Here is a 15,624-nt window from a genome sequence, read left to right as displayed (position 1 = left end):
CTTGTATACCAAGGCAACCTGCCTATAATGATGCAAGTTAAAACGCCGAGCGCATCGCACGCACTTGCATCAGGCATCCGAGAGGAGAAAACATAACCATGAAGGCACTCTACAATGACGGTTCGGTGGCCGAGCTCCCGCAGGACGAGGTCACGCACGTCATCCGCCACTCTGCCGCGCACATCATGGCGCAGGCCATCAAGCGCCTGTACCCTCAGGCCGACTTTGCCTACGGCCCCGCGACCGACAACGGTTTTTACTATGACGTCGACCTGCCCGAGGGCGTCAAGATCAGCGAGGACGACTTCCCCGCGATCGAGGCCGAGATGAAAAAGATCGTCAAGGAGAACCTTAAGTTCTCCGTGTACGAGAAGCCCCGCGCCGAGGCCATCGCCCTTATGGAGGAGCGCGGCGAGAAGTACAAGGTCGAGCACATCGGCGACCTGGAAGACGACGCCCGTATCACCTTCTACCAGCAGGGCGACTACATCGACATGTGCGTCGGCCCCCACATCTGCTACACCAAGGCGCTGAAGGCCTTTAAGCTCACTGGTGTTTCGGGCGCTTACTGGAAGGGCGACAAGGACAACAAGATGCTCACCCGCATCAACGGCGTCGCCTTTGCCACCAAGGAGGAGCTCGACGAGCACATGCACATGCTGGAGGAGGCCAAGAAACGCGACCACCGCAAGATCGGCCGCGAGATGGACCTCTTTATGATGCGCGACGAGGCCCCCGGCTTCCCGTTCTTCCTGCCCAACGGCATGATCCTTAAGAACACGCTGCTGGACTACTGGCGCGAGATCCACCACAAGGCCGGCTACGTGGAGATCTCCACGCCGCTCATCATGAACAAGCAGCTTTGGAAGACCTCGGGCCACTGGGACCACTACAAGGACAACATGTACTCCACCGTCATCGATGATGAAGAGTACTGCATTAAGCCCATGAACTGCCCGGGCGGCGTGCTGGTGTACGCTTCCAAGCCGCACTCCTACCGCGAGCTGCCCATCCGCGCCGGCGAGATTGGCCTGGTGCACCGTCACGAGCTGCGCGGCGCCCTGCACGGACTGTTCCGCGTGCGCTGCTTTAACCAGGACGACGCCCACCTGTTTGTGCGTCCCGACCAGCTGACCGACGAGATCGTGGGCGTGGTCAACCTCATCGACTCCGTGTACCAAAAGTTTGGCTTTAAGTACCACGTTGAGCTTTCCACCCGCCCCGAGGACTCCATGGGTTCCGACGAGGACTGGGCTCGCGCCGAGGAGGGCCTGCGCACCGCTCTGGAGAAGCTGGGCATGGACTACGAGGTCAACGAGGGCGACGGTGCCTTCTACGGCCCCAAGATCGACTTCCACCTGGAGGACTCGCTCGGCCGTACCTGGCAGTGCGGTACCGTCCAGCTCGATTTCCAGATGCCGCTCAACTTTGACTTGGAGTACGTGGACGCCGACGGCACCAAGAAGCGCCCCATCATGCTGCATCGCGTGTGCTTTGGCTCTATCGAGCGCTTCATCGGTATTCTGATTGAGCACTTTGCGGGCAAGTTCCCCACCTGGCTGGCTCCCGTGCAGGTCAAGGCACTTCCGGTTTCCGAGAAGAGCCGCGACTACGCCCATGAGGTGTGCGCCAAGCTGGAGGAGGCCGGCATTCGCGTGGTCTGCGACGACCGCGACGAGAAGATCGGCTACAAGATCCGCGAGGCCCGCAGCATCGACCGCGTGCCCTACATGCTCATCCTGGGCGAGAAGGAGGTCGAGGCCGGCAACATCTCCGTCCGCGATCGCTCCAACGAGACCGTTCAGATGAGCGTTGATGAGTTTGTTGCCAAGGTGCTCGAGGAGATCAAGACTCGCGCCTAAGGTGACGCCAAAGGTTTATAAACCGCATGTATACGCGGCTGTCCCATGCACGGGGCAGCCGCGTTTTTTATGCCGAGCAAGGGGCGGAGGAGCGTAGGCCGTAGGTGTTCCGCGCCCACAAGATGCCGACAGCCCCCGTAACCGTTTGGTAAAGCACGGATGCCCCCCATAAATGAGCAATATTGCTCCGATACAGGAAAAGCCGCTGGTAGAGCGGCTTTTTTGTTGCGCAAAAATGTACAGGTTTTTGTAGTGGGGTATGGAGATGTGTCCGTTCGCGCTGAAATTTGCGCAATCTGGGAAAACGGTCTGGATTTACTCGTATAATGAGCTTCGTCGAAAGATGCGAAAACCTGTACTTTTGCGACTGCGCCTAGCTGCGAGCGAGAAGCCTGTTCTTAACGCCCCTGCATCCGCGTGTGTCGCGGAGACAAGTTAAGGGGGCGAGAGATGGAACAGACAATGCGGCGCCAAGAGCAGCTGCCCGGTGCCTTTAGTGGCGCTATTACCAACAGCCAGCGTGGCCGCGTCCGCTGGTATCTGGTCCACACCCCCAATGGTAAAGAGCGCGAGACCTGTGAAAAGGTCCGCCGCATTATCCCGCACGAGCTGATGCAGGACGCTTTTGTGATGCAAAAGGAGTTCTGGTTTAAGCGGGACGGCGCCTGGTCGCTCCAAACCAAACCTATGTACAAGGAATACTTCTTCGTCGCCACGCGCGATGCCACCCTTCTCGACAAGGCTTTGGCCCAGTTGAGCTTTGGCTGCCGCATTGCTGGCAGCAGGGAGCGGGCCTATGCGCCCATGCCGGACGATGCGCAGGACTGGTACCGCAGCGTACTCGACGACGACGGCGTGGTACGCAACAGCGTTGCGCGCATAGAAGACGGCGTGCTGCACATAGAGCAGGGGCCCTTGGTGGGGCAGGAGGCCCGTGTAAAGAAGATCGACCGTCATAAGCGCTGGTGCCTGGTTGACGTAGGCGAAGGCGACTCCGCTTTTAGGGAGCTGCTTCCGCTGGACGTGCCCAGTAAGACGTAAGGGACGTTGCACCGGCAATTCGTTCGCATTTTGAATTCATCGATTGGGGGATCCCTGAGGACAGGTACGTGGATTTGAACTTGACTAGTAAAGAAGCAACAGAGCACAACGCGCCGGTGGGGGCCGCGCTTGTTGCCCAGGCAATGAGCGGCAGCGATGCGAGCATGCGCTACAAGGCCATGCAGACCGTGAAGGACTGGGACCGCACGCGCCTGGCCTACCGCGCAGTAAAGCGCGCGTTCGACATCGTGTTCAGCGGCTGCGTGCTCGTCTTCATCGCCGTGCCGGGCCTTGTGCTCGCCGCGGCCATCCGCCTGGAGAGCGAGGGCAACCCGTTCTACAGCCAGATCCGCGTGGGGCAGACCCACCGCGACGGCAGCCTGTCCACCTTCCGCATGTGGAAGTTCCGCAGCATGTACAAAGACGCCGACGAGCGCCTCGCCGAGCTTAAGGGGCAGAACGAGATTGCCGGCGCCATGTTCAAGATGAGGGACGACCCGCGCGTAACGAAGATCGGCAAGTTCATCCGCAAGCACTCCATCGACGAGTTCCCGCAGTTCCTCAACGTGTTCCTGGGCCAGATGTCCGTCGTCGGCCCGCGCCCGCCGCTGCCCAACGAGGTCGCGGAGTACACCGAGTACGACCTGCAGCGCCTGGCCGTCAAGCCCGGCATCACCGGCTGGTGGCAGGTGACGGATCGCAATTCAACGGGCTTTGACGGAATGGTCCAGCGCGACCTGGAGTACATCGCCAAGCGCGGAGTCATCACGGATCTCAAGATCGTTCTACTCACTGTCGTCGAGGTAATCACGGGAAGCGGGGCGTGCTAGTGTCAGCCGGCAATCGTTATCCAATTCTGAACACGTACGTAAACGCCATCTCGCTAGACGAGACGGTGGATGAAATCGAGAAGATCATCGCGAGGGGAGTGCCGACCCAGCATGTCGTAATCAACGCCTCCAAGGTCAACCTGATGGAGGCCGATCCCGAGCTCGCGTCCATCGTCAACGAGTGCCCCTTGATCAACGCCGACGGCGCCTCGATCGTCTGGGCGGCGAAGAAGCTGGGCGTTCCTCTCGGGGAGCGCGTCACGGGCATCGACCTGTTCCAGAGGCTTGTCGGGCTGGCGTCCGAGAAGGGCTACCGCATCTACCTCTTCGGGGCGAAGGAAGAGGTGGTCACCAAGGTCAAAGCGATTTTCGAGGACAGGTACCCGGGCATCCAGATCGCAGGGTATCGCAACGGCTACTTCACCGAGGCGGACGAGCCCCAGATCGTATCAGATATGGCCGCCTCGGGAGCCGACATGATGTTCGTCGCTTTCTCCTCTCCCAAGAAAGAGTACTGGGTCCACAAGTACATCGACCAGATCGGAATCCCATTCGTCATGGGCGTCGGCGGCAGCTTCGATGTTGTTGCCGGCGTTACCGACCGAGCTCCGACGTGGATGCAGGAGCACGGCCTGGAGTGGTTCTACCGCTTCATCCAGGAGCCGGGAAGGCTGTGGAAGCGCTACATCATCGGCAACCTCAAATTCGTCGCCCTCACATATAGATACAAGTTCGCAAAGAAAGGTGAATAATAATGGTTAACGTTATCGGTCTCGGCTACATCGGCCTCCCTACTGCCCTCATGATGGCCTCCCACGGCGTGGAGGTCGTTGGCACCGACTACAACGAGGGACTCGTCGCCACGCTCAACGCCGGCAAGACCACCTTCAAGGAGGAGGGCCTGGACGAGTTGTTCGCCGACGCCCTGAAGTCCGGCATCAAGTTCTCCACCGACTACCAGGTCTGCGACACCTACATCGTCTCGGTACCCACGCCCTACGACAAGCTCGACAAGAAGATCGACCCGTGCTACGTCGTGGCGGCCTGCAAGACCGTGCTCGAGGTCGCGCCCGAGGGCGCCGTGCTCGTAGTCGAGTCCACCGTCTCGCCCAACACCATCGACCGCTTCGTGCGCCCGCTGCTCGCCGAGGCCGGCCGCGGGGACGTCAGGCTCGTCCATGCCCCCGAGCGCATCATCCCGGGCAACATGGTCTACGAGCTGCTGCACAACAACCGCACCATCGGCGCCGACGACCCCGAGGTGGGCGAGGCCGTGGCGAAGGTCTACGCTAGCTTCTGCCAGGGCGAGATCTCCGTCACCGACATCCGTACCGCCGAGATGACCAAGGTCGTCGAGAACACCTTCCGCGCGGTGAACATCGCCTTCTCCAACGAGCTCGCCAAGATCTGCCGAATCGGCGGCATGGACGTCGCCGAGGTCATCCGCATCGCCAACAAGCACCCGCGCGTGAACATCCTCAACCCCGGCCCGGGCGTCGGCGGCCACTGCATCCCGGTCGACCCGTGGTTCCTGGTCGGCGACTACCCCGAGACGGCCAACTTCATCCGCCTCGCCCTTCAGACCAACGCCTCCATGCCCGAGTACGTCATGCACCGCGCCCACGAGGTCATGGCGGAGCGCGGCATCTCCGACGCTTCCAAGGTCGGCATCTACGGCCTCACCTACAAGGAGAACGTCGACGACATCCGCGAGTCCCCGACGCTGCAGATGCTCGAGTCCATGTCCGAGCACCTCTGCGCCGGCTCCGTCAAGGTCTACGACCCGTGGGTCGAGCGCGACGAGGTCCCCGGCCAGGTGCATTCCATGGAGGAGTTCCTGGACGGCCTGGAGATGGTGATCGTGATGGTCGGCCACTCCCAGGTCAAGGACAACCCCGGCATCTTCGGTGACCGCGTCCTCATCGACCCGCGCAACGTCTGCGGCGACGGCGAGAACGTCTACAAGCTGTAAGACCATGTGACTCTTCAGGGGGAATCCGTTTTGAAGAAGGTAATGCTCGTCTTCGGCACCCGCCCGGAGGCCATCAAGATGTGCCCGCTCGTCAATGAGCTGAAGTCGCAAAAGGATGAGTTCGAGACCGTCGTGACCGTGACGGGCCAGCACCGCGAGATGCTCGACCAGGTGCTGCGCGTCTTCGACGTGACTCCCGACCACGATCTGGCGATCATGAAGCCGGGCCAGACGCTGTTCGACGTGACGTGCGACGTACTTGTCAAGCTCAAGGCCGTCCTCGAGTACGAGAAGCCCGACGTCGTCCTGGTCCACGGCGACACCACGACCAGCTTCGCCGCGGCGCTCGCCTGCTTCTACCTCCAGATCCCCGTGGGGCACGTCGAGGCCGGCCTGCGCACGCACGACATCTACAGCCCCTGGCCGGAGGAGTTCAACCGCCAGGCCGTGGACATCGTGAGTGAGTACTACTTCGCCCCGACGGAGGCCAGCAAGAAGAACCTGCTCGCCGAGGGCAAGCCCGAGCCCAAGATCTGGGTTACCGGCAACACGGGCATCGATGCCCTGCGCACTACCGTGCGCGAGGGATATTCGCACCCCGAGCTCGAGTGGGCCGAGGGCTCCCGCCTCATCCTCATCACGGCGCACCGCCGCGAGAACCTGGGCGAGCCTATGCACCGCATGTTCCGCGCCATCCGCCGCGTGATGGAGGAGCATCCCGACACCAAGGCCATCTACCCCATCCACATGAACCCGCTCGTCCGGAAGGCCGCCCACGAGGAGCTCGACGGCTTCGACCGCCTGCACATCATCGACCCGCTCGAGGTTCTCGACTTCCACAACTTCATGGCGGCGAGCCACCTCATCCTCACCGACTCCGGCGGCATCCAGGAGGAGGCCCCGAGCCTGGGCAAGCCGGTGCTCGTCATGCGCGATACCACCGAGCGTCCCGAGGGCATTGCAGCCGGCACGCTGAAGCTCGTCGGCACCGAGGAGGACTTCATCTACCGCGAGTTCAGCCGCCTGCTCAGCGATCAGGCCGAGTACGAGGCCATGAGCCATGCATCGAATCCTTACGGCGACGGACATGCGAGTGAGCGAATTGCGGACGTTATTGGAGGTAAATAGTGAAGCTAAAAAAGAGGTTTACTCTTTCTCTTAAAAACAACTTGCGCTTCATTCCTGATGAGGCATATATGCGTCTCTACTTCAAAGCTAAACTTCATTACGAGCCTGACTTCGAGTGTCCTAAGACATTCAATGAGAAGCTGCAGTGGTACAAGCTTAACTACCATAATCCAGTTTTGACTCAGCTTGCAGATAAATATGGCGTGCGCTCTTTCGTCGAACAACGTATTGGGTCCGAGTATCTTGTGCCGCTTTTCGGTGTTTTCAATGCAGTTGAGGAGATCGATCTCGATAAATTGCCGGAAAAGTTTGTGCTTAAATGTACTCACGACTCGCAGAGCACATTTGTTTGCACGGATAAGTCGAATTTTGATTTTGTTGAGGCCAAGAAACGTCTGAATGTTGCCTTGCATAGAAACTGGTATTGGCAGGGCAGGGAGTGGGCTTATCTCGGTATCACGCCTCGCATTGTGGCGGAAGCATTTCTTGATGAACCTGGAAGAGCGACTCCGACTGATTATAAGTTCTATTGTTTTGACGGTAAGGCAGCTCTTGTTCAGACGGACGCCGATCGTTTCACTAATCATGAAATGCAGTACTTTTCTACTGAATGGGAGCAGCGCGGCGATATCGACCATGAGGTATCTGAGCATAAGCCTACTGTAAAGCCCGAGAACTACGAACTTATGCTTGAGCTTTCCGAGAAACTCTCTGATGGTTTCCCTCACGTGCGGGTTGACTGGTACAACATTAGCGGTAAACCTTACTTTGGCGAGATGACTTTCTATACCGGAGGCGGATACGATCCCTTCTATGCACTAGAGGAGCAACCCGATAGACTTGACCGAGAGCTTGGCGATTTGTTTGTTTTGCCAACTGTTTCCCATTTAGAAAAGTACTGCGATTGGTCTTGCGCTTCTTCTAAAAGATCTTTAGGTGCTGATAATGCCTAAAGTGTTGATGATTGGCCCGAGTCTTGATGCTATGGGTGGCATCTCCACGGTTGAAAACAACATTATGAAGTGGTCGAATCGTAACGAAGGTTCAATAGAATTCATTTCGACAACTGCTGAGGGCGGGAAGTTCAAGAAGCTCTCCATTGCCCTTGTGGCTTATATGAAATATCTCAGTAGGCTCAACGCGTGCGATCTCGTACATGTGCATATGGCGTCTCGTGGCAGCTATCGCCGAAAAAAGATCTTCATGAGGGCGGCCTTCTTTCGAAACAAACCCGTTCTTCTCCATCTGCATGGTAGCGAGTTCGGTGTTTGGTTTGACGAAGAATGTGGCGAGGCTGAGAGACGCGATATCTCACATTCCTTTGAATGTTGCTCAAAGGTGGTCGTTCTGTCGGAGGAGTGGAAGGAATTCCTTCTAAAAAGGCACATCTGTTCCTTGGATCGTATCGTGGTGGTGCATAACGCCGTTGACGTTCCTGAGGTTAACGCTATTGATTATTCGTGCAATACGGTTTTGTTCATGGGGCGTCTTGATGCGCGCAAGAGTCCGGATTTACTTTTGCGTGCTGCTAAGCGCGTTCTTAAGACTCATCCCGATGCGCGTTTTGTCTTTGGCGGAGACGGGGATGTGCCAGCATATGAACAACTGGCGGATGAACTTGGAATTGGTGACAGGTGCAGCTTTATAGGCTGGGCTAAAGGTGAGAAGAAAGATGAAGCCTTTCGCAACAGCAGCATGTTCTGCCTTCCTTCGAAGAATGAGGGCATGCCTATGAGTGTGCTTGAGGCAATGTCGTACGGACTTGCTACCATTGCGACTCCTGTCGGGGGTATTCCACAGGTCATTACCGACGGCGTGGACGGAATTATGTTTCCAGTTGATGATGTTGATGCGTTGGCCACTAAGCTCGAGAATCTCATGAGCGATACCTCTTACAAGGAAATGATTGGAATTCAGGGACGAGCTCGCATAAAAGATGCCTTTTCCCTTACGGCGTTTATGAACCGGCTTGGCATGGTTTACGAAGATATTTGCCGGTGAGACTCGCTTTCTTGGGTGATATTGGAGACCCGCCAGACTCCGTTTCTTATTTCCAAGTTGCACATTTAGGAGCGTGACGATGGATAAGACTATTCATTACTGCTGGTTCGGAGGCAATCCGCTCTCTGAGACTGCTGTGAGGTCCTTGGCTTCGTGGGAGAAGTTTGCGCCTGGGTTTGAGGTCAAACAGTGGAATGAGGATAACTTCGACTTCGCATTGTGCTCTTGGTCAAGGGATGCGTATGCGGCGGGCCTCTGGGCATTTGTGTCGGACTACGCTCGCTTTAAAGTCTTGTACGAGTACGGCGGCATCTATATGGATATTGGTAGCGAGCTCATACGAGACATATCGCCTCTCATGGAAAGCATTCCTTTCACTGCAATCGAAGAATCATCGTTGACTGCCACTACTGGATTGATTGTTGCTGTTGAGCCTCATGACCCTGTAATTCGCGCATGTATAGAGCGATATGAGTCGATGAAGTTCTCTAGCGACCCTGATTTTCTCGATAAGACCACTGTGAATGAAGTGTTTACCGCTGAGCTCCAGAAAATTGGCTTTGAACGCGTGAACAAAGAGCAGCATTTTAGTGGCTGGCTTGCCTTGGACTCCAAAGCGTTCAACCCCGTTTACGGTTTCGGCGGTTATCACATCAAGCGTGAAACCTACAGCATTCATCGCTCTTCGGGAAGCTGGGTTGAGCCGAAATATCTCATCAAGAGGAAGGTCGTGCGTAAGTGTTCCCCGTTCATTGGGCGAAGGCTTTCGCAGATTTTGGGTCGAATTCTCATGGAGCTTAGTGACGGCGGCTTGGTTGTAGGAACTAAGAGAATCTTTGGCTTTGTTCGCGAAAAGATTGCTAAAGGAGAGAGAAGTTAGAGTGGGCATATTCGCTAAAGATACTTTTCACTATTTTGGTTCGGAAGGCGTAAAGCTCGGCCGGCTATTGGGTGATTTTGGCTACCGCTATGTTTTCTATCTAAGGATGTGTCAAGCAGGGGGATTGCGAAAACTCCTCTTCACGCTTCCGAGGAAACATCTTTCCAGGAAGTGTGGACTCGAGATTTCGCCATCAACTCAAATTGGTGAAGGCTTCTACATTGGTCACCCTTACGGCATTACTGTTAACGTCGGCGCGAAGTTGGGCCGCAACGTGAACATCCATAAGGGGTGCACCATCGGCCAAGAAAACCGTGGCCATAGAAAGGGCGTCCCTACGATTGGTGACCGCGTATATCTCGGTATTAACTCGACGGTTGCAGGTAATGTGGCCATTGGAAACGATGTCTTTATTGCCTCCAATACCTTTGTTAACCAGGATATTCCCAATCATTCGATAGTCATTGGCAACCCGTGCAAGGTTATCGAAACCGATAACGCTACTGAAGGTTACATCATCAATTTGGTTTAACAAGCTTGCGAATAGTTAGGCGGTAAGATATTGAAACGAATAGGCATCCTCACATTTTCGAATACCGTAAATTATGGTGCTTCGCTACAAGCATGTGCTCTGCGCAGGACCGTGATGTCGTTGGGCTGCGACTGCGAAGTGCTCAATTACAGCAATAAGGAACTCGATGATCGAGAGTTGGGTACGCGCTTCTCGTTCGCTCCTTCGGATGCCGTTCGTTATTTCCTTCGCAGGGGTTTTGAGCGCCAGAGGCTTAATTCGTTCAGTCGATTTGCTAAGCGCAATCTAAGCCCTACGGGAAAGCTGGATAAGCAAGCTCTTATTGATAGAGCCAAGAGCCTCGACTGCGTTCTCATTGGCAGCGATCAGGTTTTCAATCCTCGGGTTAATGGCCATGACCCCGTCTTTTTGGGTGAAGGTATCGCTGAAGTTACAAAGGTCGCGTCTTATGCTGCCAGTCTGGGAGATGCGACGGCGGAATCCATTTTGGCTTGCGATGAAGGCGCGGCCGACAGGCTGGCAAAGTTCACTGGTCTTTCCGTTAGGGAACCGAGCTCTATGGAGGTCCTTAGCGAGATGGGGCTCGAATCTGTATTTATGCCCGATCCGACCCTGCTTCTTACGGGCGATGACTGGTCGGCGTTAGCCTCAGATGACGGCTTGGATACGATACCTCAATCCTATGTTCTGCTTTATACGCTTAACTCTGAGCAAAAACTTGTGGATCGAGCTAGGAAGATCGCCAGCGAGCTCGGCGTTCCTGTCGTCTGCATTCATTACAACACGAAGAATTTCCCCGGCATGATTAACGTGAGGGGTATCGGTCCGGCTGCTTTCTTGAAGCTTGTTAGTGAGGCGTCGTTTGTTTGCACGGACTCCTTCCACGGCGCCTGCTTCTCCATGAATTTCAATAAGTCGTTTGTCGTTAAAACGTCGGACTCCGCCGTTCAGAGTAACGTCAGGATTACAGACCTGCTCGCACGTTATGGAATTGAGGGTTGTCTGTATCGAGACGAAGTCGTTGCTTCGGCTGTTGACTATGGTCATGCAAACCAGACCCTCTCACATGACCGTGATACAGCGCGTGCCTTTATCGCTCGCTGCATTGGATTGTAGGTGTCGTTTCTGGCTTATGTTTGCAAAGAACACTTTTTGGAACTTGGTCTACCAGTTGACCGCTATCGTTGCCGGCTTCCTCGTCCCAAGGGCGATTATTGGCGTATATGGATCCGAGGTTAACGGTCTGGTGACCTCTCTAACTCAGTTTATTGGTTATTTCGCACTTGTCGAAGCTGGTATTTCTGGTGCGGCGACCTTCGCTCTATATAAGCCTATTGCTAAGGGCGACTGGGATGGGATTAACGTCGTGGCTTCGGCCTCGAAGGTCTTTTATCAGAAGTCGGGCATGTTGTTTCTTGTCTTGCTGGTTGGCCTTTCGGTCGTTTATCCCATATTTGTCTCGGTAGGTTCGCTTGCGCCTTGGGAGATCATGGTGCTTACCTTCCTGTTGGGTGCCAAGATCGTCGTGGATTTCTTTTCCCTCGCCAAGTACCAAGTTTTCCTTACCGCCGATCAAAAGAACTGGCTCATTCAACTCGCATCGACGGTCTTCACGCTGGTTAACACGGCCGTCATTTTCTTGTTTGCCTATCTCCATGCTCCTGTTGTCGCTGTCTATGCGTTGGCTCTCTCTGCGGTTTTTGCACGCAGTCTGATTCTCGCTCTGTATACACGCCGTCATTACCCGAAACTCAATTGCAAAGTTGATTACGGTGACTATCAGCTGCCCCAGAGGTGGGATGCGCTGTTTCTTCAGATCTTGGGAGCCGTTCAGTCGGGCGCTCCTGTTATTTTGGCGACCTTCCTCTGTGGGAGCATGAGTGAAGTCAGCGTTCTTGCTGTTTACATGCTGGTATCTACGGGTCTGCAGATGATTCCGAATGTCCTCGGCACAGGACTTCAGGCACTCTTTGGCCGGCAAATTGCTGAGGGAGATTATGAGGGTCTTCGGTCTTCGTATAAGCCATATCGAGCACTTGTGTACGCAGTCTCCGCCGTGGCATGCGGGTGTGCCTTTTCATTGATTTTGCCTTTTGTGGATTTGTATGCAGGCGGGTTTCACGATGCAAACTATCACAATGGTCTGCTCGGTTTTCTCGTCGTCCTTAATGTTTTTCTCTATCACGGCAAGTCGTCCCAGGGCTTACTTGTAATTGCTGCTGGTATGTACCGTGAGACTAGGGCGCAGACCTGCTTGCAGGCTGCAATCATTATTGTCTTGGGTATCCCGCTTACGATGCGTTTTGGGGTCGTCGGCACAATTGCTGCGTCCTGCGTATCCAATCTATACCGCGTGATTGACCTTTTGCTCTACGAGCCTCTTAAAATCTCGAAGGACTCTCTTTCGAGTTCGTTTTGGTCGTTTGGCGTGTATGTATTACAGACCGTTCTCGTGGCCATGCCTGGCTATCTACTGTCTTGCTTCGTTGGAAGTTGGACAGGATGGATTGCGGTCGCCATCGGCCTTGTCATTTGGGGCGCAGTCGCCGCATGCGCGACGCTCTATTTCTTCGACAGGCCTAGCTATAGTTCGATTATTGGTCGTTTTATGAGGATTAAATAGGATGAATTATTTCAGCGCGTCTAGGCCCGGTGTTGAGTCTTGCTCTGAGTTAGAGCGACGATTTTCCCTAAATGATGGGTCCATGGTGTTCATTCCACTGCTCTTTTACGCCTTTTTCTGCCAATCGCTCGCTGCTTCTGCGCTTGCGCTTGATGTCTGTCTCCTGCTATCTGCTACGGCGCTTCTTCTACATTTTGTGACTAACAGAAGATTTGCTTGCAAGAGATTTGGCCTTGAACTGGCTTGGGCGCCTTTCTTTGTGCTGTTCTTTATCCATAGTTTGATATACGGTGTGGCTAATTTGACCCTGCTCGTAGTTTATACGCTTCTATTTCTGTGCATGTATGTTGCGGCAGGCGAGCGATCCTGGGTCACTTCATGCCTTAGGGTTCTTGTCGCCTTTGCAGCATTTCATGCGTTCTGCACCATCGTCTTCTGGCTAGTCCCTGCACTTTATCTGCCAGTTAAATCTGCCTTCTTTTCAGGTAGCTATATGGCTAGGGACTATCGCTCTGGCTTCACGGCGCACTACAGCACTAATTCGATTTATTTGAGTTTGGGTCTCGTCTCTTGGGCCTGTGGTCTTGCTGGTAGCAGGGAAAAGGTTCGGATTAAAGATTTGATGCTGAGCCTGATGCTCTTGCTTGCGCTTTTTCTGACTACTAAGCGGGGTCCTTTGGTTGCATCCGTTGCTGCTATCGTCATCTCGTATCTGTTCGTAAATAGAAAGAAGCTTACCGGGACGATGCTCAGGACCTTGGTTGTTGCTGCAATCGCTGTAATAGCTGTCGGCGTTCTTGCTACGTTTGTTCCCGCTGTTCAGGCGACTCTTGAGAGGTTTATTGAGCTTTCAGATGATGAAACGGGCAATGGCAGAAGCTATTTGTACGATTGCGCTTGGAGTATGTTTTATGCAAAACCCTTACTTGGTTGTGGTTGGGGGACTTATTCCAAGTATGTTGCCACTACCTCCCTTGGTGCAATGTACAGCAATCTTGGCTTTTCGTCGATGAGTGCTCACAACGTATACCTTCAGTTGCTTGCCGAGACGGGTGTGATTGGCCTTGCGGCTTTTGTTGTGCCTGCGTTTCTCTCCATCCTTGCAGCCATGCATCGATCTGAATCTCTTTTAGAGGAAGGTCCTTATGGGGACTCCTTTTGCTTGTGGGCCTGTTTGGGTGTGCAGATTTTCTTTCTAATTTATTGCTTTTCAGGCAACCCTTTATACGATCCGCAGTGCTACATACCGTATTTCATTTCATGTGTGGCGGCGTTTGCTATTTGCGGCTCAGACAAGATGATTCTTAACGATAGGGAGGGATTCCGTGGATATCTGCAAAGATAGTCAACGCTGTACCGGGTGCTCTGCGTGTCTGTCTGTGTGTCCTCGATCGGCGATTCAGATTGTAGAAGACTCTCATGGTTTTTACCGTCCGAAGATTGACGAATCAAAATGTGTTGAGTGCGGTTTGTGCCAGAGGGTATGTCCGGCTAATGGTTTGACGAGCGACGATCTGAAGATGAACTCTCGTCGGGTATTGGCTTATCAGGCTGACGACGTCGAACGCGCAAAAAGTTCTTCGGGTGCCGCGTTTTGGACCTTGACTTCTCATGTTCTAAATAATGGCGGCGTCGTTTACGGCGCTTGCTTCGATGAGGATTTCCGTGTCGTTCAGAGGCGTTGTGCTTCTGTGGAGGACGCGCAAGCTTGTCGAGGCTCTAAATACTCACAGGGTTTCGTTGGCTCTTCATTAGGTGAAGCATATAACGACTTAAAACAAGGCCTTGACGTGCTCTACAGCGGAACCCCATGTCAGATTGCGGGTCTTAGGAGTTTTCTGTCTAAGAAAAACTATTCCGGACAGTTGGTTACCTGCGATTTAATCTGCCATGGCACACCTAGTAATCGTATGTTCCGCGATTACATTTCCTTTTTGGAAAAAAAATCCGGAAAGAAGGTCATCAAATATTTTCATCGCCCCAAGGACAGAGGTTGGGGAGTTCATGTCGAGAAGGCTCTCTTGGACGACGGCACTGCTCTCTATGACACGATTGAATCTAATACTTGGCGAGATGTGTTCTATAGCAATAACGCTTTAAATTCCAGCTGTTATAACTGCGCCTATACCGACGTCAACAGAGTCTCCGACTTCACTCTTGCTGATTTTCTTGGCGTCGATCGAGTTCGCAAAGGCCTTAATGATCATAAGGGACTTTCTGTTGTTATGGTTAATAGCGAGCTTGCCGAGCGCATTGTTGCATCTGGCGTATTTGAGCCCGGCGTAACAGAAATATCTCTTGAAGAGGTGTTGCCCGGTAATCCGATGCTGGAGAGGTCGTCCTCTCCGCAGGGTAACGTGGATGGTTTCTGGAAGGCTTATGAGCATAGGGGGTTCGAAGGTGCGGCTCGGTTTGTTGGCGCCTACGGCTTCGTGAAGTCTCTCAAAACTCTTATGAAACGGCTTTTTAAAAGGAAATAGTAACCTGGGGTGTTTCTCTTGAATCTAATGGAGTTTGTAGAGCATGTGGTGACCTGGATTTATGTCCGGGGTAAGTTGGCGTTTCTTGCAGGGAGATTCCCTGGCCAGATAACCGTGACGAAGGCTTTCAGGAGACCGTTTTATTGTCGCGTATCGGATAAAGGCGTTATTAACGTTGGTGAGCGAACGTCTTTCAATTATGGTTGTGTGTTGATCGCTCACGATCGAATTGAGATTGGCAAGGGCTGCCTATTTGGTCCAAACGTTCATGTGTA

Annotated in this window: 14 protein-coding genes and 1 pseudogene; all 15 read left to right on the top strand. The window is 54.1% G+C overall.

Translation table 11 applies throughout. From position 1 onward, the window contains the following. Nucleotides 1-98: 98 nt before the first annotated feature. Entirely contained in the window at nt 99-1,862 is a 1,764-nt protein-coding gene (gene thrS, locus ABHT90_RS05120) for a threonine--tRNA ligase (RefSeq protein ID WP_346981828.1), read from the top strand. Nucleotides 1,863-2,312: 450 nt separating this feature from the next. Further along, the gene (locus ABHT90_RS05115) at nt 2,313-2,903 is read left to right on the top strand and encodes a hypothetical protein (RefSeq protein WP_346981827.1); all 591 of its coding nucleotides are present in this window, start codon (nt 2,313-2,315) and stop codon (nt 2,901-2,903) included. A gap of 80 nt (nt 2,904-2,983) precedes the next feature. Then, complete coding sequence (locus ABHT90_RS05110; RefSeq protein WP_346981826.1) at nt 2,984-3,733, top strand: sugar transferase; 750 nt, start codon at nt 2,984-2,986, stop codon at nt 3,731-3,733. Further along, nucleotides 3,733-4,485, top strand: coding sequence for a WecB/TagA/CpsF family glycosyltransferase (locus ABHT90_RS05105; RefSeq protein WP_346981825.1), 753 nt, complete (start codon nt 3,733-3,735; stop codon nt 4,483-4,485). The genes ABHT90_RS05110 and ABHT90_RS05105 overlap by 1 nt, the downstream gene beginning before the upstream one ends. Nucleotides 4,486-4,487: 2 nt before the next feature. Then, nucleotides 4,488-5,705: a nucleotide sugar dehydrogenase gene (locus ABHT90_RS05100; RefSeq protein WP_346981824.1), complete on the top strand. Its 1,218-nt coding sequence runs from the start codon at nt 4,488-4,490 to the stop codon at nt 5,703-5,705. A 30-nt stretch (nt 5,706-5,735) separates the two neighbouring features. Further along, nucleotides 5,736-6,833 (top strand): non-hydrolyzing UDP-N-acetylglucosamine 2-epimerase, encoded by a 1,098-nt coding sequence (wecB, locus tag ABHT90_RS05095; RefSeq protein ID WP_346981823.1) that lies wholly within the window; start codon nt 5,736-5,738, stop codon nt 6,831-6,833. Then, nucleotides 6,833-7,786 (top strand): ATP-grasp fold amidoligase family protein, encoded by a 954-nt coding sequence (locus ABHT90_RS05090; RefSeq protein ID WP_195361900.1) that lies wholly within the window; start codon nt 6,833-6,835, stop codon nt 7,784-7,786. Before wecB ends, ABHT90_RS05090 begins: the two co-directional genes overlap by 1 nt. Continuing rightward, the gene (locus tag ABHT90_RS05085; protein ID WP_195361901.1) at nt 7,779-8,834 is read left to right on the top strand and encodes a glycosyltransferase family 4 protein; all 1,056 of its coding nucleotides are present in this window, start codon (nt 7,779-7,781) and stop codon (nt 8,832-8,834) included. The genes ABHT90_RS05090 and ABHT90_RS05085 overlap by 8 nt, the downstream gene beginning before the upstream one ends. A 79-nt stretch (nt 8,835-8,913) precedes the next feature. Further along, nucleotides 8,914-9,714, top strand: a complete 801-nt coding sequence (locus ABHT90_RS05080) for a glycosyltransferase family 32 protein (RefSeq protein ID WP_346981822.1) — start codon at nt 8,914-8,916, stop codon at nt 9,712-9,714. A gap of 1 nt (nt 9,715) precedes the next feature. Next, entirely contained in the window at nt 9,716-10,246 is a 531-nt protein-coding gene (locus ABHT90_RS05075) for a serine O-acetyltransferase (RefSeq protein WP_324249212.1), read from the top strand. 30 nt (nt 10,247-10,276) lie between these two features. After that, nucleotides 10,277-11,362, top strand: coding sequence for a polysaccharide pyruvyl transferase family protein (locus ABHT90_RS05070; RefSeq protein WP_346981821.1), 1,086 nt, complete (start codon nt 10,277-10,279; stop codon nt 11,360-11,362). 16 nt (nt 11,363-11,378) lie between these two features. Then, complete coding sequence (locus ABHT90_RS05065; protein ID WP_346981820.1) at nt 11,379-12,869, top strand: lipopolysaccharide biosynthesis protein; 1,491 nt, start codon at nt 11,379-11,381, stop codon at nt 12,867-12,869. Nucleotides 12,870-12,951: 82 nt separating this feature from the next. Continuing rightward, nucleotides 12,952-14,214 (top strand): O-antigen ligase family protein, encoded by a 1,263-nt coding sequence (locus ABHT90_RS05060; RefSeq protein ID WP_346981819.1) that lies wholly within the window; start codon nt 12,952-12,954, stop codon nt 14,212-14,214. Beyond that, nucleotides 14,195-14,362, top strand: a pseudogene (locus ABHT90_RS10000) (4Fe-4S dicluster domain-containing protein); the annotation flags it as partial. The gene ABHT90_RS05060 and the pseudogene ABHT90_RS10000, both read left to right, overlap by 20 nt. A 27-nt stretch (nt 14,363-14,389) precedes the next feature. After that, on the top strand, nt 14,390-15,349 hold the full coding sequence (locus tag ABHT90_RS05055) for a Coenzyme F420 hydrogenase/dehydrogenase, beta subunit C-terminal domain (protein ID WP_430393366.1): 960 nt from the start codon (nt 14,390-14,392) through the stop codon (nt 15,347-15,349). Nucleotides 15,350-15,624: the final 275 nt, after the last annotated feature.

The organism is Collinsella aerofaciens (assembly GCF_039758815.1).
Classification (GTDB): Bacteria; Actinomycetota; Coriobacteriia; order Coriobacteriales; family Coriobacteriaceae; genus Collinsella; species Collinsella aerofaciens_BP.
This window is presented reverse-complemented; position numbering and strand designations above follow the sequence as displayed.